The 23,106-nt window shown below is 27.7% G+C and carries 16 protein-coding genes and 1 other annotated feature; of the genes, 8 read left to right on the top strand and 8 right to left on the bottom strand.

Going from position 1 to position 23,106, the window contains the following annotated elements; translation table 11 throughout:
- Positions 1–73: 73 nt before the first annotated feature.
- From NGI68_RS15310 to NGI68_RS15295, 4 genes are all read right to left on the bottom strand, one after another.
- Entirely contained in the window at positions 74–1,465 is a 1,392-nt protein-coding gene (locus tag NGI68_RS15310; protein ID WP_251862311.1) for a sigma-54 interaction domain-containing protein, read from the bottom strand.
- Positions 1,466–2,295: 830 nt separating this feature from the next.
- Positions 2,296–2,931, bottom strand: coding sequence for a CatA-like O-acetyltransferase (locus NGI68_RS15305; protein WP_251862310.1), 636 nt, complete (start codon positions 2,929–2,931; stop codon positions 2,296–2,298).
- Between the two features lie 265 nt (positions 2,932–3,196).
- The gene (locus NGI68_RS15300; RefSeq protein WP_251862309.1) at positions 3,197–3,775 is read right to left on the bottom strand and encodes a pentapeptide repeat-containing protein; all 579 of its coding nucleotides are present in this window, start codon (positions 3,773–3,775) and stop codon (positions 3,197–3,199) included.
- A 725-nt stretch (positions 3,776–4,500) separates the two neighbouring features.
- Complete coding sequence (locus NGI68_RS15295) at positions 4,501–5,724, bottom strand: NupC/NupG family nucleoside CNT transporter (protein WP_251862308.1); 1,224 nt, start codon at positions 5,722–5,724, stop codon at positions 4,501–4,503.
- A gap of 1,098 nt (positions 5,725–6,822) precedes the next feature.
- Positions 6,823–7,069, top strand: a binding site (T-box leader).
- A gap of 52 nt (positions 7,070–7,121) precedes the next feature.
- On the opposite strand from NGI68_RS15295, the gene asnS reads away from it, so the two are divergent.
- The 5 genes from asnS to NGI68_RS15270 all read left to right on the top strand — a co-directional run bounded on the left by asnS (position 7,122) and on the right by NGI68_RS15270 (position 12,313).
- Positions 7,122–8,513 (top strand): asparagine--tRNA ligase, encoded by a 1,392-nt coding sequence (gene asnS / locus NGI68_RS15290; RefSeq protein WP_251862307.1) that lies wholly within the window; start codon positions 7,122–7,124, stop codon positions 8,511–8,513.
- Positions 8,514–8,879: 366 nt separating this feature from the next.
- The gene (locus tag NGI68_RS15285; RefSeq protein ID WP_251862306.1) at positions 8,880–9,395 is read left to right on the top strand and encodes an RNA polymerase sigma factor; all 516 of its coding nucleotides are present in this window, start codon (positions 8,880–8,882) and stop codon (positions 9,393–9,395) included.
- Complete coding sequence (locus NGI68_RS15280; protein WP_251862305.1) at positions 9,392–10,171, top strand: hypothetical protein; 780 nt, start codon at positions 9,392–9,394, stop codon at positions 10,169–10,171. Before NGI68_RS15285 ends, NGI68_RS15280 begins: the two co-directional genes overlap by 4 nt.
- Complete coding sequence (locus tag NGI68_RS15275; RefSeq protein ID WP_251862304.1) at positions 10,168–11,043, top strand: ABC transporter ATP-binding protein; 876 nt, start codon at positions 10,168–10,170, stop codon at positions 11,041–11,043. Before NGI68_RS15280 ends, NGI68_RS15275 begins: the two co-directional genes overlap by 4 nt.
- A gap of 13 nt (positions 11,044–11,056) precedes the next feature.
- Positions 11,057–12,313: an ABC transporter permease subunit gene (locus NGI68_RS15270; protein ID WP_251862303.1), complete on the top strand. Its 1,257-nt coding sequence runs from the start codon at positions 11,057–11,059 to the stop codon at positions 12,311–12,313.
- A 309-nt stretch (positions 12,314–12,622) separates the two neighbouring features.
- On the opposite strand, the gene carB is transcribed toward NGI68_RS15270, so the two are convergent.
- The 4 genes from carB to argC form a co-directional block, all read right to left on the bottom strand.
- Complete coding sequence (carB, locus tag NGI68_RS15265) at positions 12,623–15,811, bottom strand: carbamoyl-phosphate synthase (glutamine-hydrolyzing) large subunit (protein ID WP_251862302.1); 3,189 nt, start codon at positions 15,809–15,811, stop codon at positions 12,623–12,625.
- 98 nt (positions 15,812–15,909) lie between these two features.
- Positions 15,910–16,977, bottom strand: coding sequence for a glutamine-hydrolyzing carbamoyl-phosphate synthase small subunit (carA, locus tag NGI68_RS15260; RefSeq protein ID WP_251862301.1), 1,068 nt, complete (start codon positions 16,975–16,977; stop codon positions 15,910–15,912).
- 15 nt (positions 16,978–16,992) lie between these two features.
- Complete coding sequence (gene argJ / locus NGI68_RS15255) at positions 16,993–18,210, bottom strand: bifunctional ornithine acetyltransferase/N-acetylglutamate synthase (RefSeq protein ID WP_251862300.1); 1,218 nt, start codon at positions 18,208–18,210, stop codon at positions 16,993–16,995.
- 333 nt (positions 18,211–18,543) lie between these two features.
- Complete coding sequence (gene argC, locus NGI68_RS15250) at positions 18,544–19,584, bottom strand: N-acetyl-gamma-glutamyl-phosphate reductase (protein WP_251862299.1); 1,041 nt, start codon at positions 19,582–19,584, stop codon at positions 18,544–18,546.
- A 410-nt stretch (positions 19,585–19,994) separates the two neighbouring features.
- On the opposite strand from argC, the gene argB reads away from it, so the two are divergent.
- From argB to NGI68_RS15235, 3 genes are all read left to right on the top strand, one after another.
- Positions 19,995–20,834 (top strand): acetylglutamate kinase, encoded by an 840-nt coding sequence (gene argB, locus NGI68_RS15245; protein WP_251862298.1) that lies wholly within the window; start codon positions 19,995–19,997, stop codon positions 20,832–20,834.
- 51 nt (positions 20,835–20,885) lie between these two features.
- A complete protein-coding gene (locus tag NGI68_RS15240) occupies positions 20,886–22,037 on the top strand; it encodes an aspartate aminotransferase family protein (protein ID WP_502799401.1) in 1,152 nt (383 codons plus the stop codon).
- Positions 22,038–22,388: 351 nt separating this feature from the next.
- Complete coding sequence (locus NGI68_RS15235; RefSeq protein ID WP_251862297.1) at positions 22,389–22,709, top strand: PadR family transcriptional regulator; 321 nt, start codon at positions 22,389–22,391, stop codon at positions 22,707–22,709.
- The last annotated feature ends 397 nt before the right edge of the window (positions 22,710–23,106 follow it).

Genomic DNA, 23,106 nt, shown 5'->3' with positions numbered 1-23,106 from the left:
ATAAATTAGTTGTGATTAATTTATATAGCTTTATTGTATTGTCTAAATTAATGGTTATTATTTGTACTTGTATTTAGTAATTAACATTTATATTATATTTATTTATTTTTCTATATATGGTAGCTCTACTAATGCCTAATAGCTCTGAAGCTTGAACAATATTTCCTTTACAATGGAATAATGCATTTTTAATAGCTTTATGCTCTAAAACATCTAATGGAATTATAGGTTCTTTTTCATCAACAGAACAGTTAACTGATCCAGTTTTTATTAATTTGCTATTTAAAAATTTATCTGTAATAATATTATTTTCACAGATATAGTAACTTCTTTCTACAACATTTCTAAGCTCTCGTACATTTCCAGGCCAACTATAGCATTTAAGTTTATCCATAAATTCAGGAGCTATCTTTTTAAAGTTTCCTGGATTTTTAATATTTAATTTATCTATAAAATAATTAGTTAAAGCTTCAATATCCTCAACTCTATCATTTAAAGGTATTAGATGAATATTAATAACATTTAATCTATAATAAAGATCTCCTCTAAAGTTTTTATTGGAAACTTCTTCAGCCAAATTTCTATTAGTAGCTGCTAGTACTCGAATATCTATTTTCTTTTCATGAGTACCACCTACTCGCATTATTTTTAAATTGTCCAAAACCCTTAATAGTTTTGATTGAACATCTAATGGCAATTCTCCAATTTCATCTAAAAATATAGTACCACCATCAGCAAGTTCAAATTTACCAGGATAGCCGCCTTTAGATGCACCTGTAAAGGCACCTTTTTCGTAGCCGAATAATTCGCTTTCAACTAATTCTCTAGGGATAGCAGCACAGTTTACTGCTACAAAAGGACCATGATGCCTATCACTATGATTATGAATAGCTTGAGCAAATAGTTCTTTACCAGTACCACTATTACCATCTATTAAAATACTACAATCAGATTCAGAAGCTTTTTTAGCTAATTCTATTATGCTCTTCATTTTTTGATTCTTAGTTATTATGTCCTCAAAAGCATAGGAAGCTTTATAACCAACCACATTATTAACTAATTTATGTATATGCCTTGTATCTCTCATGGTTAAAATGGCTCCAACAATGGAATTGTGAAGTCTTACAGCCATTATGTTTGTAATACATCTTATAGAATTATTGCCTATAAAAAAGCAGGAATCTATGCTAAATTTATGGGTACCATTTTCAAGACAGTCCTGTATAAAACCATAATTTTTTAATATATCTTTTATAGAAGATCCTTTTAATTTATCTTCTGTAGAATTTAAAATGTTTAAACCCATAGTGTTTATTTTTATTATATTGTAATTATTATCAACAAGAATAAGTCCTTCATAAGCCACATTAAAAGCTACTTGAAGAACAGACACTGATAAAAATTTTTCACTATTTTCATTAGAAAATAGATTATCTAAATTAATAGTATTATCGTCGTTTACCAAAAAAATCACCTCAGTATTAGTGGTTGGTTTTAAAACTGTGATCAATTAAGTATAACATAAAAATCCACATATATTAAGCATTCATGTATATATGATATTGTGAAATAGACTTACTTTACAAAAGTTTATATCTAATTCTTACATATTACTTAACAATTTAAGAAAATTGCCACGTAAAAGGTTACTACCTTAGATTAAAAAAGGGATATGTGGCTTGAAAGGCAGGTCAATTAGCTAAGAAGTTCTAATTTAATTTTTTAAGATATATGGTCCAAAATATAAATAATAAATTTTAAAGCTTTTTCCAATGCCTTTTGCACCACATATACCAATTTTTTAACTTAAAGGAAGATATTAAACTATTTAAACGTAATTTTCTATGTAAGAGGAAGTACTAAAGGATGATTTTACTATTTTTGTTACGTAAAATCTACAATTATATTTTTATGATTGAAAGAAATGACTTTAAAAAAATTTTGGTTACAAAATAAATGCATAACATGTGTAATAAGTGTATCATTCATAAACTTTAACTATATTGATTCTTATGCTAAATATTTATGTGTGTTAGCAAACAAATTTTATATTTCAATTTAAAATTTTTATAGCCACCTATTGACTAAAAGTATTTCTTGTTTTAATTTTTTGTTATGTCGTAATTTTATTGAATTGCGAAATAAAAAATACCGCATAGTCTTTTGAATAATATGGTATTTGAAAAATATTTTTAATTTTGTTCTCAGATAATCAAAAACTAAAATTTGTTATATTTATACTGAAACTTAATTTTACTGTTACACTCTAACATTATACAGCATAAAATAGAAACACTATTTTTCATTCATTTCATCCTGTAAGTTCTTAAAAAACATGGATACATGATAACCGTCTGCAATTGCATGTGAGATTTGTATTGTAATCGGCATCATTAGTTTTGAATTGATTTCTTCATATTTCCCAAGAGTAATCATCTTCGTAATTTGATTTTCCTGTGTTTTTGAATTGGAAGAAAAATGTTCAAAATGCATCCAAGGTATGCAAGAAATATTAAATACATTGAGTGGTAAATCCATTTGGGGAACAATTATGCTTGAATCAGCATATTTTGCAGTTACATTTTTATATTGCTTATCAAATGCAAGATAACTTTCCATCGGTTCTTCACACAGTGTGAAAAAGAGTTTGCTCTTTTTGTTGAAACTAGAGAATGTTGGAATAATTTTTTCCCATTCAATAACATTTCCATCAAGAATGTCATATCGAAAATTTTGAATCGAATTCATTGCTTTATAGATTTTAAACACTGTGTACGCATGAAAACTAATTGATTCTTGATTGCACTTTTGCACAGCAGTTGTTACAGCTATTTTTATTGTAAATTCAATAGTAGTGCCTACACTTGTAAAGTATTGAAAATAGTCTGCTCTATCAAATTCTTTCATGTCTATTATTTTGTATGATTTCATAGCATAACCCTCCAAATTCTAATTTATGGATTAGTTTAATAAACAACTAACTCACATAATTATACAATAGTTATTATATCATTAATATGGTATTATTCAATTTTCAAAGAACATTTTCTCTTAACTATTTCACAATATCTACATTCTTGGGTCTACTATTTGAAATACGACGTAAAAACACCATAAAATTCAATTCATGAATAATACGGTGTTCAACTAAACTGTTAGTTTTTTCAATTGTTACATTAAATATAAATTTTATATATTAATCTATCACTATATCTATTGATTTTAACAAATTTGTTACTTCAGGAAATGAAAATTTCGCCTTCTTTAATTTATTACTTTGAATATCAATAGCATATCCATATGCCCCTCTAAAATCTGCCCTTGTCATATCGCATTGGATAAACTGTGTGGATTCAAAACGTACATCTTTAAAATTTCCATCTATCAAATCACAATCTTCAAAGAGACTCTCTTGAAATTTTGAACCAGAAAAGTTAAAGTTGTTTAACCTCATTGATATAAAGTTATTATATTTAAAGAAACATTCCCTAACTGTATTTATTGGTCCTTTACTAAGGGAATCTCCCTTTAAAGTATTCCAGTTTATACCTATAAATTCTGATTCATTTAGTGTGGCATTCTTCATAGTGGAAAATCTAAATATAACACTATTCATAGTGCAATTATAAAATGTACATTCTTTAAATAAACAATTATTAAATTCTACATCTATGAAATTACAATTATAAAAATCACAATCAATATATTCTTTATTGCTTATAATTTCATTCCTAAACTTCAAATCTTTAATTTTCTCATTTTCAAAATAATCCATAATACTTCTCCTCACTAAAATATACTTGTTTAATATAATTTATGAATATGGCAATTATACTATAATATCTTCTTTAGTCTTCATAATATATTACAATTATCACTTAAACATCAACATTATATCATACAGTAAAAAAGTTTTATCCAATAAAAATATTTTAAATGTATTTTTACATGGTATTATTCAATTTTCAAAGAATATTGTTCATATCTTCAATTTTATAAGTTATGTTGCCTTAATTTCAAATTACGACGTAATAGACTTTAAAGGATAAGAATTAAAACAAGAAACACTTCTAGTCAATAGACGGTTATAAAAATGAAGAATACTAATATTAGTTCACAAATAAAGTATTCTATTTATTTTTCTGGATATCTATTTTCTCTAAAAGTGTTTCTTGTTTTGATACCTTAAAATATTGTTACATAGACTTCAAGTAAAAAAGGGCAGTAAAATTATACTTAAATAATTATACTATCTTCCCTCAGATTAAAAATTGGGATATGTGGTGTAAAAGGCATTAAAAAGCTTTAGAAGTTCTTATTTATTTTTTAAAAGGATATGTGTCCCCAATATATGTTTGAGCGTTAGTTAGTTTATATTTTAGATCATATATCTTAAAAAAATTAAAGTAGAACTTTTTAGTTAATTGATCTAACTTTTTAAACATATATCCTTTTTAAATCTAAGGGTGGTAGAAACTTTTTGCGCGTAATTTTCTTAGATTATACTAATATTCCAGCTATGCAAGCTGTTAAGAAGCTGGCTACTGTACCGCCTATTAGAGCTTTTATGCCAAGTTGAGCTATTTCACTTCTTCTCTTTGGAGCAAGGGCTCCTATACCGCCTAGTTGTACAGCTATAGAACTAAAATTAGCAAATCCACATAGGGCATAAGTTAGTATAGTTACTGTTCTTGGATTTAATGTTCCTTGTTTCATAAGGGTAGATAAGTTTGAATATGCTACGAATTCATTTATAACAGTTTTTTGTCCAATAAGAGAACCTGCTGTTAACATATCTTGTGATGGTATACCCATTATATAAGCAAAAGGAGCACAAACATAACCTAATATATTCTCAAAGGTTAGACCATTAAAGCCAAATAAATGACCAATACCTTCTAAGCCAGCATTTAACATAGCTATTAAAGCTACGAAGGCTAGTAACATAGCCCCTACATTAAGAGCCATTTGCAGTCCTTCAGAAGCACCTCGTGCAGCTGCATCAATAACATTTTTATCTAATTTTTCTGTTTCACAGTTAACGTTACCTTTAGTTATGGCTTCTTCAGTTTCAGGAACTATTATTTTTGCTGCAACAAAAGCTGCTGGTGCAGACATTATAGATGCAGATAGTAAGTGAGCTGAACTTATACCCATTCCTATATAGCCTGCCATTACGCTACCGGCTACTGTAGCCATTCCTCCAACCATTACAGAATGAAGCTCAGATCTTGTCATTTTTTCTATATAAGGTTTAACTATTAAAGGAGCTTCAGTTTGTCCAACAAATATATTTGCAGCGGCAGATAGAGATTCCGCACCGGAAGTTCCTAAAGTTTTAGCCATAAAATTGGCTATATGTTTTATTAAAAATTGCATGATACCTAAATAATATAGAACTGCCATCAAAGATGAAAAAAATATTATAGTTGGTAATACTTGGAAAGCAAATATATACCCAAAACTATCTGTTTTAGTAATCAATCCACCGAATAAAAATTCTGAACCATTTTTTGTGAATCCTAAGAGTGCTGTAATAAAATCAGAAAGTTTCTCAAAAATTGTTTTACCAATAGCTGTCTTTAAAATTAAAAATGCAAAAATAAATTGAATAATAATTCCTACAGAGATTAGTTTAAGTCTGACTTTCTTTTTGTTTTCAGATATTAAATAACAAATACCTAAAAAAACAAAAATACCTATGAAGCTTATAAATTTTTCCATAAAATCCTCCTTATTTTTTGTACATGAGTATTATTAAATTTTGGTCATGTTTAGTAACCTTATCTTATTTTTGTAATAACATAAAGACTACTGGATAAATAAGTTATTCTTTTCTTTAAATAGAGTAAGGATTTCTTTTTTAGGAAACTCTATTTAAAATTTAGAATCACTTGATGAAAATGATAAAATAAAAAGCCTCCACAATATGGAAGGCTCAAATATAAACAAAATTCAAAAAAATCTAATACATGTATACATTTACAACATTCATATTATTATAATAATGTGAAGATAAATTTACTTTTCCGAAAAAAATTATAGAGACTTATTTTGGTTAAGTCAATGGATAATATAGTAATTAATGTCATAATGAAGTAAAATAGCCGTTTATAAGAGATAAAATATATTAATGAATAGCAATTATTACACCTAATTGTAAATGATTTCATTATTGATATGTTTAGGAATTTCGAAATACTGAAATTTTAAATTTCCATATTTTAAAGTATAAAAATAGTACAATTCTAAATATTAGAACAATAAAAAAATTGAATGTTTGGAATGATATGTAAAGATGCTATAAGATTTTACTTATTATTTATAAAAAACCCAAATTATTTATGTGAAAGCAAAATTATAATAATCTAAGAAGAATAAGTATAATAACATTTGAAGTAAGGAATGTCTTTATAATAAAAATGTGAAACCTAAAGATATACAATTTTATAGTAATAATTATATATTTTTTATAGGCGTAAAGAAATGATAATTAAAAGGGTTTAGTAAATATCATTGACATATAAAATTATAAATATTATAATTTTGTAATAAGTTCAATAATTCTTAAATATATGTTGTATAAATTTTTGGATTAAGACTAATAATTGTAATAACACTTTTTATAAAAGCTTTAATTTTATAAAAAAGATTTGATTAAATCATATGAAGTTGAAAACAACTTATACAATGATTGTTATTTCAATATAAGTTAACTACAGCTTATACAATGTTGGATACAGGTTATATAAGTTAAAGATAGCTTATATAATGTTCGATATAAGTGAAGATACTTGCAGATATATATTATGAATTATAAAATTAAAAACTATGAAGAGAAGAGTAGATATAGATAATATTTTAAAGCGAGTGGATTAGGGTGCAAGTTCCATAAATATGCTATATTGAATAACATCTCGGAGTTTCTAACCGAAATTGTTTAAAGAGTAGGCTTAGAGGTTTCCAAAGCCTTATATTTGGATTGTATGATTATTTTTAAATCATACTTTAAAGTTGGCCTTTTGGCAATTTGGGTGGTACCGCGGAATATATACCTTTCGTCCCTGTAGGGATGAAGGGTTTTTTTATTATGAAATAAAGTCCACAGAGGAGGAAAAAACATGGATATAACTTTAGTAAAATCACTTTACAGAGAAACTGAAAAACATATGGATAAAGAAGTTAAAATTAACGGATGGGTAAGAACGGTAAGAGATTCTAAAAATTTTGCCTTTGTAGAAGTAAATGATGGAAGTTTCTTTAAAAATGTTCAAGTAATATTAGAAACTTCTTTAGAAAATTTTAAAGAATTATGTAAAATGCCAATAAGCACATCAGTTGAGGTACAAGGAATAGTTCAAGCTACACCAAATGCAAAACAACCTTTTGAAATAAAGGCTACAAGAATTTCAATAGAAGGTAAATCAAGTACAGATTACCCTCTACAAAAGAAAAGACATACTTTTGAATATTTAAGAACTATAGCTCATTTAAGACCAAGAAGTAATGCTTTCTCAGCAGTGTTTAGAGTACGTTCTTTAGCTGCTTATGCAGTCCATAAGTTTTTCCAAGAAAGAGGATTTGTTTATACAAATACTCCAATAATCACAGGTAGTGACTGTGAAGGTGCAGGAGAAATGTTCCAATTAACTACTATGGATTTAAACAATATACCAAAAACTGAAGATGGAAAAGTAGATTTTTCAAAGGACTTCTTTGGATCACCTGCAAACCTTACAGTAAGTGGTCAGCTTTCAGCAGAAACTTTTGCTTTAGCTTTTAGAAATGTTTATACTTTTGGACCAACTTTTAGAGCAGAAAATTCAAATACTGCAAGACACGCATCAGAGTTTTGGATGATAGAACCAGAAATGGCCTTTGCGGAACTTACAGATTACTTAGATAATGCAGAAGCTATGGTTAAGTTTGTAATAAACTATGTAATGGAAAATGCCCCAGAAGAAATGGTATTCTTCAATAGTTTTGTAGATAAAGGATTATTTGATAGATTGGATAATGTTGTAAACTCTGACTTTAAGAGAATAACTTATACAGAAGCAGTAGAATTACTTCAAAAATCAGGAGCAAAATTTGATTATGATGTAGAATGGGGAATAGATCTTCAAACTGAGCATGAAAGATATTTAACAGAACAAATATTTAAGAAACCAGTATTTGTAACAGACTATCCAAAGGAAATAAAAGCATTCTACATGAGAATAAATGATGATGGAAAAACTGTTGCAGCAGCAGATTTACTTGTACCAGGAGTAGGAGAAATAATAGGTGGAAGCCAAAGGGAAGAAAGATTAGATGTACTAGAAAAGAGAATGGAAGAATTAAACTTAAACAAAGAAGATTACTGGTGGTATTTAGAACTAAGAAAATATGGAGAAACTAAACACTCAGGATATGGTTTAGGTTTTGAAAGAATATTAATGTATATGACAGGAATGAGTAACATAAGAGACGTAATACCATTCCCAAGAACTCCAGGAACTGCTGAATTCTAAAAACAAACTTATTGATTTAGTTTGTTATATTGTTTAAAGTGACTCTAAGAATGGTATTTTTATAAGTTAAACCTTCAGTTTAGTTAAATTTGGTTTGATAGGGAAAATAAGATTTTGCAAGTTAACTTTAGCTAGTACAATTAGTTTATTTATTATATTAAAATTGATAAATGAAAAAGTAGAAACATGGCGTTTATAATGCCATGTAGCATATAACTTTATTAGTTATACAACTTTTAAAATATTATAAGAAGTAGCTTCATTTTGTTTGAGGCTACTTTTTACATTTTTGCAATTATATTTATATATTGACTTTTTTCAATCTATAATCGTTATAGTGTATGAGACGTCTAGGAGGTGATAATAGTGGAAGATTCTGAATTGATACTAGAAATTAAAAACGGGAAAATTCATTTGTTTGATGAATTAATAAAAAAATATTATGGGAAAGTATATTACTATTGTTACCGACATTTAAACAATAAACAGGCTGCCCAGGATCTAACTCAAGAAGTATTCATGAAAGTAATAAAAACTATTGGAGGTTATAAACATTATGGAAAATTTGAAAACTATCTTTACGTAGTTGCAGGAAATGCATGTAAAGATTTCTATAAGAAAGAAGCCAGGTATGTTTTAAAAGAAATAGAAGAGAGCTCTTCTGAAGAGGAAATTTGTAAATTGGAAAATAAAGTAATGGTTCAACAGGTTTTAAGAAAGCTTTCAGATAAGCAACGTGAAATAATAATTTTAAGATTCTATGAGGATTTAAAAATAAAAGATATTGCTAAGATTATGAATTCAGGTGTCTCTATAACTAAATATAGATTGAAAAAGGCAATGAAATTAATTAGTGAGAGTATGAAAGGAGGACAAGCATGAATAAGAAGGAGAAAGAAATAAGAGATATGTTAAATAATTATTCAGTGCCCAGTTATAATAAAGATGCACCTATGAAGGCCATTGAGTTTATTCATAAAAATTATTCAAGTATACCAAAGTTTAGAACAAACAATAAGCAATTTATTTTATCTCAAATTGGCTTTATTAGAAAAAGAACATGGCTATTTCAAGTTATAATTTTAGGATTAATTTGTTTAGCTTTTTATAATATAGATACTGACTATTCTTTAAGTTTTGAAACAGTTTCTTTAATATCAATTTTATCTCCTCTTTTATTGATTATAAATATTGAGGAAATATCAAGGATTTACTACAAAAGCATGTTAGAAATTGAATTTTCTACAAAGAATTCCCTAAAAAAGGTTTTAACTACAAAAATGCTGATTTTGGGTATAACAGATTGTATTGTATTAATTATTATGATGATATTTGCAGGAAATCTAATGAACATAAGTGCACTTAGAATTATTATGTACACATTTGTACCATTTAATTTAGTGTGTATAGGATGTATGCAACTAATGAAATATTTTAAAGGCCGTGAACTTAATTATTCTTGTATCACTTATAGTGTTTTATTAATGTTAATATTTCTTTTAGAAAAGGTTAACCACTTAGGAATTTATGCACAAAATTTTATATTTAATTGGATTTTAATTTATATAATTACTACAATTATCTTTGCTATTGAGATGAAGAAGTTCTGGAAGAGATTAGATTTGTTTGATGATGTTATTAAGGAGGGTATTATATGAATTTGTCTATAGAAAGATTAAAAAAACAATATGGCAGTAAAATGGCAGTAAATGAGCTTTCTTTAGATTTAAAAGAAGGAGTATATGGTCTTTTAGGGGCTAATGGCGCTGGAAAAACTACTTTGATGCGAATGATTTGTGGGGTGCTAACACCTACTTTTGGGGAGGTTAAATTAAATGGCAAAAATACTATAGCTATGGGGGAAGATTATAGAGATTTGATAGGATATCTTCCTCAAAATTTTGGATATTATCCAGATTTTACAGCAAAGGAGTTTATGCTATACATTGCATCTTTAAAGGGGTTAATGCCAAGTTTTGCAAAGAATAAGAGTAAAGAGTTATTAAGCATGGTAGGACTAGATTCTGTTGCAAATAAAAAAATTAGAACTTTTTCAGGAGGAATGAAACAAAGATTGGGAATTGCACAGGCAGTATTAAATGATCCTAAAATTTTAGTTTTGGATGAACCTACAGCAGGTCTTGATCCAAAAGAACGAGTAAGATTTCGTAACTTAATATCAGATTTGTCCAAAGATAAAATAATAATATTATCTACTCATATTGTATCTGATGTAGAGTATATAGGTGATGAAATACTTATAATGAAAAATGGAAATATTATTGCAAGAGATTCGGTGGAAGGGTTAATAAAAGAAATTGAAAATAGTGTATGGAAATGTACAATATCAGAATCAGAAGAAGATTATTTTTGTAATAAATATTGTATAGTAAATCTACAACATAATAGAAGTGGGTCCTTAAATTTAAGAATAGTAAGCCGTAAAAAGCCAATGAATACTGCAGTTAATGTACCTTCCTCTTTGGAAGATTTATATTTATATCATTTTCAAGATGAATTTATGGCATAGGAAGGTGAAGTATATGTTTAGTTTAATAAAATTTGAGTTTAAAAAGTTAGCAAAAAAGAAATTAAATGTTATAACCATTTTAGTTAGTATAATACTTACTATTATACTTTTTTCAACCACTATTACAAAATTTGAATACCTGGGCATAGAAGGATATTCTACAGGATTTAAGGCAATAGAGCTTAAAAAACAAGATGCTAAAAAATTTCCTATAGAGGTAACAGAAGATCAAGTGGAAAAGGACATTAAAAATTATCAAAGTCTATTTTCAAATTCTGGGAATACTATAAAAAATGAAGAAGGACAACTTTCACTTAAAAACCATGTTTTTCTTAAATCTGTTTATCCTAAATATGATTATCTATCAATGATAGCTGTAAATTACTGTGAGCCAGGTGGTGAAAGTGAAGTTTATGATCTTTCTAATTTACCTAGACTTAAATTGCAAAATGGAGCAAAATTTTATGAAACTAGAAATAATAAAATTTCAACATTTCTAAATATGAATCATAAAGGTGGAAATTATTCTGATAAAGAAAAAAAGTTTTGGATTAATAAAATTTCTAAAGTTAAAACCCCATACACCTATGGTTACTATATAGGCTGGGAATCGATACTTAGAATATTCGGAGCATTAGTCTTTACACTTTTGGCTATAGTTATAACCGTTGCTCCAATGTTTGCAGGGGAATATCAATGTGGTGCTGATTCTATTATTTTATCATCTAAATATGGAAAAACAAAGATAATTAAAGCTAAAATAATAGCAGCATTTGCATTTGCAACTATTATATTTGTATTAAATTTAATTTTTGCACTAGCTATACCTCTTTTGAGTTTTGGAACTGATGGGTGGAATTTACCTATCCAAATTCAAAATACAACAATACCGTCACCGTATAAAGCTACATTTTTAGGGGCTACTGTTATGTGTATAGGTATTGGTTATGTAGTTATACTTGGCAGTGTATCTTTTACACTTTTATTATCAGCCAAACTTAAAACACCGTTTACTGTTTTAATAGTTCAGGTAATAATTTTATTTGCTTCATTATTTATGAAGGAGGGAGCTGATAATAGTTTTCATAATCATATTCTATATTTGCTGCCATCTAAAGCTATAGATTATGAATTTTCAAAGTATATATCCTATTCATTTGGAGGGGTAATCGTTAGCTTGCTTTTAATGCGTGTTATAGTCTATGGAGCTATAGGAGTTATTTCTTTACCTCTTGTAAGAAATGCTTTTAGAAAACATCAAGTGCAATAAGTGATTTTAGGTATTTTTGTATTGACTAATGAATTACAATTTTTCAACATATTATTGGATTGATACTTTTAATTAAAAATTGTTATAATGATATTTCATATAAAGATTATGATAATAGTATTTTATTGAAATATTCAGAAGTCATATTAAATTATTAAAGGAGTTGTGGCACTAAGGGTGAATCTTAAAATATATTGTGTTAACTTTAAGCTTATAAAACAATATATTGTGTCTAATTTCTTTAATGCCACAGCTACTTTAAAGTTAAGTTTTTTAATTATACTTATATATTATTTTTGATAAATTACCTTAAGATAAATACTCTGATAAACATTTATAATTGATGATAGTATTATTTTTCTTAACATCTATAGCTTTTAAAAATATTTTAGCAGTGTCTATGGAAGTGAATACAGGTATTTTAAATTCAGCTGCTTTTCTTCTTATCTTAAATCCATCTCTCGAATTGTCATTTCCAAAGGTTGGAGTATTTATAATCAAATTTATTTTTGATTTTGATATCATGTTTATAAGTTGACTTGTATTCAAAATTTCACAATGAATACCATAGGATTTTATATATTCATAGGTACCTTTGGAAGCATAAATATTAAAACCTCTTAAAATATAATCTTTTATTAAATCTAAAGACTGTTTTTTATCCACATCTCTCAATGATATATAAATATGGCCGCTATTAGGTATAGAAAAACCCGCAGATACAAATCCTTTATATATGGCAATATCAAAAGTCTTATCTATACCAAGTACTTCTCCTGTAGACTTCATTTCAGGTCCAAGAAATACATCTAGATCGCTAAGCTTTTCTGTGGAAAAGACAGGTACTTTTACTGCATAAAAATCTTTTGAAGAAAGCAATCCTGTGCCAAATGTACTATTGGAAAGTTTTTTATTTAACATTGTATCAACTGCAAGTTTAACCATTGGAACGTTTGTAACCTTACTTAATATTGGTACTGTTCTGGATGCTCTAGGATTAACTTCAATAACATGTATATTTTCACCATCAAAAACATATTGAATATTCATAAGTCCAATTATATTGAGAGCTTTTGCTATTTTTTCTGTATAATTTATAATTGTTTTGATTGTAGAATTTTTTAATGTAATTGGAGGATAGACTGTTATACTGTCTCCAGAATGTATTCCTGTTCTTTCTATATGTTCCATAATGCCAGGAATTAATATATTTTCACTATCACAGATTACATCAACTTCTATTTCCGTTCCGCATATATATTTATCTATTAGTATAGATGAATCAATGGATACCAACATAGCCTCATGTATATATTCTTTCAATTCATTTTCATTAAATACTACATGCATAGCTCGTCCGCCGATTACATATGAAGGACGTATTATAACAGGATACCCCAATTGGCTTGATACTTTTAATGCGTCTTCCTCATTTTTTACAGCAAAGCCTTTAGGGACTGGTATATTAAGATTTTCTAATAAAACTCTAAACTTATCTCTGTCTTCAGCAAGATCAATTGCGTTATTTGAAGTGCCTAAAATTTTAACACCGGCTTTTTCTAATCTGTCTGCTAAATTTATAGATGTTTGGCCGCCGAATTGTATTATTACTCCATAAGGTTTTTCTTTTCTTATGACATTTAATACATCATCAAAATATAGTGATTCAAAGTATAGCTTATCTGCTGTATCAAAATCTGTGCTTACTGTTTCAGGATTGTTATTTATTATTATAGATTCAAATCCAGCTTCTTTAATTGACCATACCCCATGTACGCAGCAGTAATCAAATTCAACCCCTTGACCTATTCTTATTGGTCCTGAACCAATAACTAATATTTTTTCTTTGTCTGATATAATAGATTCATCCTCATCTTCGTAACATGAGTAATAATAAGGAGTTTCAACTTCAAACTCACCACTGCATGTGTCTACCATTTTATATACAGGATAAATTTTATTTTTCTTTCTTAGAGTATCTATTATTTCTTTTGATGTATTACTAAGATTTATTATTTCATCGTCTGTGAAGCCCATTACTTCAGCTTTTTTTAATGTTTCTACATCAATAGCGTTACTTTTTAATAGATTTTCCATATGAATTACATTTTTTATTCCATACAAAAACCATTTATCTATTTGAGTTAGTAGATGGATCTTATCAGGAGATATTCCTATTCTAATAGCTTGTGCTATAGCAAATAATCTCTCATCATCGCTTGCTTTTATCTTTTCAATTAAAGATTTTTCATTATAATTTTCAAATTTTTCAAGTCTTAATCCAGTAAATCCATTTTCAAGGCATGTAATAGCTTTTAATAAAGCTGATTCAAAAGTTCTACCTATGGACATTACTTCTCCAGTTGCTTTCATTTGAGTGCCTAGATTTCTTGATACAGTAATAAATTTATCAAAAGGCCATTTAGGAATTTTAATTACTACATAGTCAAGGGAAGGTTCAAAACAAGCACTGGAGGATTTAGTTATATAATTTTTTATTTCATCCAAGGAATAGCCCAATGCAATTTTCGCTGCAATTTTTGCTATAGGATATCCTGCAGCTTTAGAAGCAAGTGCGGAAGAACGGCTTACTCTTGGATTTACTTCTATAACAATATATTTTGAACTATTAGGATCAAGAGCAAATTGAATATTACAACCGCCTTCTATCTTTAATTTTCTTATTATTTTTATTGAAGCTTGTCTAAGCATTTGGTATTCTGCGTTGCTTAGAGTTTGAGAAGGGGCAATTACAATACTATCTCCTGTATGAACACCTACAGGGTCAAAATTTTCCATGTTACATACAATAATACAATTATCTTTATTATCTCTCATAACTTCATATTCTATTTCTTTCCACCCTGCCACACTTTCCTCAATTAGAATCTGTTTTATTGGGCTTAAGGATAAACCTTTTTCACAAATTTCTTTATAATTTTCAAGATTATAAGCTATACCACCACCTGTACCACCAAGGGTATAGGCTGGTCTTATAATAAGAGGGAAATTATGATTTTCTGCAAAGTGTATACATTCTTCCATAGAAGAGGCAATGGTACTCTTAGCAATAGGTTCATTTATCTCTTCCATAAGCTTTTTAAATTCTTCTCTATCTTCAGCTTTTTTAATTGATTCACTGTTGATTCCAAGAAGTTTAACCTTGAATTTATCTAATATTCCGTATTTTTCTAAGTCCATAGCTAGATTTAAAGCAGTTTGTCCACCAAAACCAGCTAAAATTCCATCTGGTCTTTCTGTCTCAATTATCTTTAAAGCACTTTCTATTGTTAAAGGCTCAATATAAACCTTATCTGCTATATTAGTATCTGTCATTATAGTTGCAGGGTTACTATTTAAAAGCACTATTTCTATACCTTCTTCTTTAAGTGCTTTACACGCTTGAGTTCCTGAGTAATCAAATTCTGCAGCTTGTCCTATAATTATAGGTCCTGAACCTAGAATCATTATTTTTTCGAATGTTTTTTTCATAAGCATTCTCCTTAGCATTCTTAAGTTTAATTTTAAATTTTCAGTAATTTTTTTAGTTAATTTGGAAAACAAATTAATATAAATATTTCTTTAGGTTTAGTCTTTTAATTTTTATTGGACATATCTAAGAATTTATCAAATAGATAAGAAAAATCCTCAGGACCTGGAGCTCCTTCGGGATGAAATTGTACAGAAAACACAGGAAGTTCTTTATGTTTCATTCCTTCTACAGTTCCATCATTTAAATTAATAAAATTAACAATCATTCCATTTTGTTCTACGCTGGTTTTATCCACTGCATATCCATGATTTTGAGAAGTAATAAAGGATCTGTCTCTATCTATATGTAAAACCCCATGATTTCCTCCTCTATGGCCAAATTTCAATTTATATGTATCTCCACCGCAAGCTAGGGCAATGATTTGATGGCCTAGACATATTCCGAAAGTGGGGAAATTTTTAATAATTTTTTTGGTAGTTTCTATGGCTTTAACAGCATACTTTGGATCTCCTGGACCATTGCTTAAAAGAACACCATCTGGTTTTGATTCTAAGATTTCTTCATATGAAGTATTGTATGGAAATACGGTGATATGGCAGTCCTTTTTTATTAAATATCTTATAATATTTGATTTTGAACCAAAATCTAAAAGTGCAATTTTAGGACCACTACCTTTAATATTATAAATTTTAGATGTTCCAATTTTTTTCATCCAGTCTTCAGGTTCATTGTAATGTTTAAGCATTGAATCTACTTCTTTTGAACATAAAGATTTACTAGAAATTATACATTTCAATGTGCCATGGTTTCTTATTTTTTTTGTTATACTTCTTGTATCTAAATTGTATATACCAACGATTTTTTGTTTTTTTAACATATTATCTAATGTGCATTTACTTAGATAATTTGAAGGATTATCACAAATCTGTTTAACAACAATACCTCTTGCATGAATTTTATCTGATTCATTATATATATGATTTACACCATAGTTTCCTATTAAAGGATAAGTCATTGTAATAATTTGACCTGAATATGAAGGGTCTGTTAGTATTTCTTGATAACCTGTCATAGAAGTATTAAAAACTAATTCTCCCAAGGATGTACCTTCATAGCCAAAATGTTTTCCTTCATACACAGTACCATCTTTTAAATATAAAAAAGCATTCATTTATAACACCTCATTCTAAGTTGTATAACAGCCATTTATTTTTACATAATCATAGCTTAAATCACAGCCCCAAGCAGTTGCGCAATTTGTACCACTTTTTAAATCCACTGTTACCTTTATTTCATTTGAGGACAGAATTTCCTTAGCTTTATTTTTATCAAATTCTAATCCCACACCATTTTTTACTATATAGAGCTTATCATTAATATCTTCTAAATAAATATCTACTTTATAAGGATTGAAATCTGCACCAGAATAACCTATGGCACACATTATTCTTCCCCAATTAGCATCACTGCCAAAGAATGCACATTTGGTTAAATTGGAGCAAATAATAGATTTTGCGCATTTTCTAGCATTTTCAAGAGTTTGTGCATTTAAAACAGTTGCCTCAATCAATTTAGTAGCACCTTCTCCATCTTTTGCAATCATCTTTGCAAGGGTTATATTAACAAAATCAAGAGCCTCTTTAAATATTTCATAATTTTTATCTGTACAGTTAATTAGAGTATTCCCTGCAGTTTTATTGGCTAGTATTGTTACCATGTCGTTAGTACTTGTATCTCCATCAACAGAAATCATGTTATAAGATTTTTCCACACTACTTTTTAGAGCTTTATGTAATATTTCTTTAGAAATATTAGCATTTGTAACAATGGATGACAGCATAGTGGCCATATTTGGATGAATCATTCCAGAACCTTTAGCAATACCACTCATGATAATGGGTTTGCCTTGAATTTCAAATTCTACTGTAAATGTCTTTTGAAAGGTATCAGTAGTCATTATAGCTATAGAAGCATCGTTACCGCCATCCTTTGATAAATATGAACAAGCTTTTTCAATACCTGGAACTATAAGTTCCATAGGAAGTTGCTTGCCTATAATGCCGGTAGATTGTACTAATACTTCTGATGGATTTATGTTAAGGCAGTTTGCTGCAGTTTCAGCCATTATCTTAGCATTTTTATATCCTGTATCTCCAGTGCACGCATTTGCAATACCGCTGTTAATAACAATAGCTTGTATATTATCAGATTTAATATTTCCCATGTTAAGTAATATAGGAGCAGCTTTAACTTTATTTGTTGTAAATACAGCTGCGGCGCAGGCTTTGACTTGGCTGTATATAATAGATAAATCTTTTTTACCACTTTTTTTAACACCGCTTTTAATACCACATGCAGTAATGTAAGGTACATCAGTAATTGTTTTGTTGTGTAATATTTTCAATATATATCACTCCTTAATAATTTTGTATTTAGTTGGCTGTAGAATGGTACAATCATTGATTTTACTAGCTTCTTCAATGCTTCGATTATATATTTCATTCCAATATGGTATAATGTTAAGACGATCAATCCACAACAAAGACCACAAAGGAGAAATTTTAAATGATTTGTTCATATAATTTTAATTAATTAAATTTTAGGGATCAAATACATCAGCTCAACACTCTTTCTTATAAATACATATCTAGGTAGTATTTTAAACATGTTTTATTAAAATTTTTCAGTACAGAAATTAATATTAAAGATTTCCTTAAAAAATCATTGATTTAAAAATTTACGGAAAAATAGGAATCATATCTAGTGATGTGGTTTCAGGGAAGCCAAACATTATATTCATATTTTGAACGGCTTGTCCGGCGGCGCCTTTAACAACATTGTCAATGGCAGAAACTATAATTATTCTGTTAGTTCTTTTGTCTATTTGAAAATTTATATCACAAAAATTAGAATTTTTAACCCATCTAGTTTCTGGAACAGTTTTTGTTAATCTTACAAATTGTTCATTCTTGTAATATTCTTTATAACAATTTAAAATAGTATCTTTTGATAAATCACTTTTTAATGAAGCATAGCAAGTTGCAAGAATTCCTCTATTCATAGGTACTAAGTGGGGAGTAAAGGATATATTTATATTTTTATTGGCTTCTAAAGAAAGTTGTTGTTCAATTTCTGGAGTATGTCTGTGGCAGCCAATATTATAAGCTTTTATAGATTCATTACATTCGCAAAATAAAGTATTTATTAAAGCACTGCGTCCAGCACCAGATACTCCTGATTTGGCATCTATAATAATTGAATTTTCATCTATTAGGTTGTATTTTAATAAAGGAGCTAAAGCCAATATTGAAGCTGTTGGATAACATCCAGGATTAGCAATTAACTTTGAGGTTTTTATCGCATATTTTGGCATAACTTCAGGAAGTCCATACACTGAAGTTTTTAAAAAATCAGGATATTTATGGGGAACATTATACCATTTACTATAGATATGAGAATCTTTTATTCTATAATCAGATCCAATGTCAATTACTTTTATATTATTATCTAAAGCAGTTTTAACAAGTTCAAAAGATTTGCCATGAGGTAAGGCTGTGAAAATTAAATCTACTTTAGGCATATGTGAAATAATTTTATCTATGGATGTACATTTATTATTAAATAGATTAAAAAAATTCTTATACAAAGTATCATATTCTTCTTTATCATGATTTTTAGAAGCTAGAAATTGAATTTTTACATTTGGATGTTTATGTAATAACCAAACTAGCATCTCACCAGCATATCCAGTTGCCCCTACTATTCCAACGTTTATCATTTTTATTTCCTCCTATAATATTTCAGTAATTGAATTTTAATGTTATTTAAAATAAATTATGTTTGTATATAATTTTTAACATATTTCTTTAGATGTAATGATTAAGTACATACACATAATATTTTTATACACACTATAAAAGATATATTGGAAAAATTCATTTTAATTATTGAATTAATGGTATATTATATGAATAAAAATTCTTATAAATGTATAAGCAAAAAATCTCTTAAATATTGATAACATTTAGAATAATACTAGTAAACATTGATACGCATCAGATTATTAAAACAATTATACATAATAAAATTAAAAATATCAATAAATTTTTATAAAAAACATTGCATAAATATTCATTAATATTTATAATAGTAGAAAATTATATTTTGTTATAAAGGTAGGTGACTAAAGTGGAAAATTACAGTAAAGAGATTATAAGAAAAATGAAGAGGAAAATAATAGTAATAAAATACGGTGGAAGTGTGATAAAAAACGAGAAATGTAAAAAAGCATTTCTAGAAAATGTGGCATATTTAAGAAAGGTAGGAATCAACATAGTTATAGTACATGGTGGTGGTCCAAGTATTTCAAAGTATCTAAAGGAAAACAATATAAAAACTCAGTTTATTAATGGATTAAGGGTAACTGACAAAAAAACAATGGAAGTTGTAGAAATGGTATTGTCAGGAAATATAAATAAAGAATTAGCTTCAACACTATGTAAATTACATGTCCATGCATTAGGAATTAGTGGTAGGGATTGTAACCTTATTACGGCCAAAAAGAAATATGTGTATGTTAATAATGAAAAAATAGATATAGGTTATGTGGGAGAAGTTGAAAAGATAAACACAAAATTTTTGAAGGACATTATAAAATTAGGATATATTCCAGTAATAGCACCTATAGGTACAGATGAATTTAAAGGTACATACAACATAAATGCAGATTATGCAGCCTCAGCAGTAAGTTCAGCCTTAAAAGCAGAGAAATTAGTTTTAATGACAGATGTAGAAGGTGTATATCTAGACATAAATAACAAGAGTTCATTGTTGAAACAAATTACTGTTTCTGACATAAAGAAATATATAAAAAACGGCATTATTAAAGGGGGAATGATTCCCAAAATGGAATGTTGTATTCAGGCTATAGAGCAGGGCACCAATAGTATTAATCTTATAGATGGTAGAAAAGAGAATAGCTTATTGTTAGATGTTTTTGAAGAGGGAAATTGTACTGCAATAGTTTAGTCTTTAAGGAAATATGATAAAAAATAAAGATATGCAAGGGAGGTAATTTTGTTGAAAAAAGATAATTTCATGAATGTGTATAACAGATTTAATGTTAATTTTATAAAGGGGAAGGGCACAAAATTATGGGATGACAGAGGAAAAGAATATTTGGATTTTGTTTCTGGAGTAGCGGTAAATTGTTTAGGACATTGTGATGATTCAATTGTAGATACAATACACAATCAAAGTAAAACACTTATGCATGTTTCAAACTTATATTATACAGATAAACAAAATGAGCTTGCAAAAAAAATTACATCTATGGGAGCTATGGAAAAAGCGTTTTTTTGCAATAGTGGAACAGAGGCTGTTGAGGCAGCGTTAAAAATTGCAAGGAAATATGGAAGACATATTGATAAAGAAAAAAATGAAATAGTGTATATGGCTAACTCATTTCATGGAAGAACTATGGGAGCGCTATCTGTTACAGGTAAGGTACAATATCAAGAGAGTTTTAAACCGCTTATAGGCAATGTTGTTGAAGCTAAATTTAATAATATAGATAGCATTAATAATTGTATTAATAATAATACCTGCGCAGTTATATTAGAACCAGTGCAGGGGGAAGGTGGAATAATAAGTGCAGATATTAAATTTCTTAAAGAAGTTCAAAAACTTTGTAGTGAAAACAATGCTTTATTAATATTTGATGAAGTTCAATGTGGAGCAGGTAGATTAGGAAGTTTTTTTGCATATGAAAAGTTTAATATTATACCAGATATAATTTCTATGGCTAAAGGGCTAGGAGCTGGTTTTCCCATAGGAGCAGTACTTGCAAAGGGAAAAGCAGCAGAAGTAATAGAACCAGGAGATCATGGCAGCACTTTTGGGGGAAATCCTCTTGCTTCAGCAGTAGCTTTAACGGTTATTGAACAATTGGTTGATAAAGGAATTATTAAAGAAGTAAATAATAAAGGGGAATATTTTAAGAAAAAACTTAATGAATTAAAGAGCAACTATTCTTGTATAGGTGAAATAAAAGGTATGGGACTTTTATTAGGGGTAGAATTTGATAATTCAGAGGAAATTATAAAAAAATGTCTACATAATGGCCTTTTACTTGTTGGTGCAGGGAAAAATGTTGTGAGATTTTTGCCACCTTTAAATGTTTCCTATGAAGAAATAGATGAGGCTATAAACATTTTAGAAAAGAGTCTCTAGATTTATTAAAATTTTATACAGAACCGCCATTTGAAAAATAATTTACATTCACCAATACTGTGCCTTTTTAAAGTAAATAAAAAATAGTATCTTTATGGCCAATTGATAGAAGATACTATTTTTTAGATTTTAGTGAAATTTATTTAACAGTATGTTAATACATTTGGTCTTTTTATAGGATATAGGTATAAATATTTTGAATTTTTAAATGTGATGATAGTTTAAATAGAAAATAATTGACGACTATATCATTTATTGATATATTATATTTAATGATATATCAATAAATGATATACTTATATTTTACAGTATGTAGTTAAATTATATATAAAAAATAGAGAGGAAAATTGTATGCCCAGAAAAGATGTTATTGATATTGGAGAATTAACAGATACAGCTTTTTATATTTTATCTAGTGTTATTGAAGAAAAACATGGATATTTAATAATGAAAGATATTGAAAAGTTTACTAATAATGAGGTGGTTATTGGCCCTGCATCACTTTATACAACATTAAAAAAACTTTTAAATGCAGGATTAGTTGAATTGAATCCTAATGTAAATGAAAATAAAAAAGTATATAGAATAACCAGCAAAGGACGGGAAATGCTTATAAAAGAAATAAATCGTAAGAAACAAATGATTACATTTGCTGAAAAATTTTTAAGGTAGAACTGATTATATTTATTAAAAGGTTTTAAGATTAAATTGATTGTATTTGTTTAAAATTTAAAGGTTAAATCAATTATGTTTATTTGAAATTTAAAGATTTTAAGATTTAATTGATTATATTTTTTTGGAATTTAAAGATTAAATTAATTATACTCCTTTCAAATTTTAACATAAAACGGATAATATATGTTTAAAACTTTAAACATGAGCTTCATTATATTGATTTAAGAATTTTTAAATTATATATGTTCAGATTTAATAAGAGATTTGTAAAGTAAAAAAGGAAGTGAACTTATGAAGTATAAATATGTAATGATAAATGGTCTTGCATTTAAAATAAAAAAAACTTTATAATAATTCAGAAAGTCTTTATAATATATATAAATTAACTTATGAT

Origin of the sequence: Clostridium sp. Marseille-Q2269, assembly GCF_943736985.1 — a bacterium.
Lineage (GTDB): Bacteria > Bacillota > Clostridia > Clostridiales > Clostridiaceae > Clostridium_F.
This window is presented reverse-complemented; position numbering and strand designations above follow the sequence as displayed.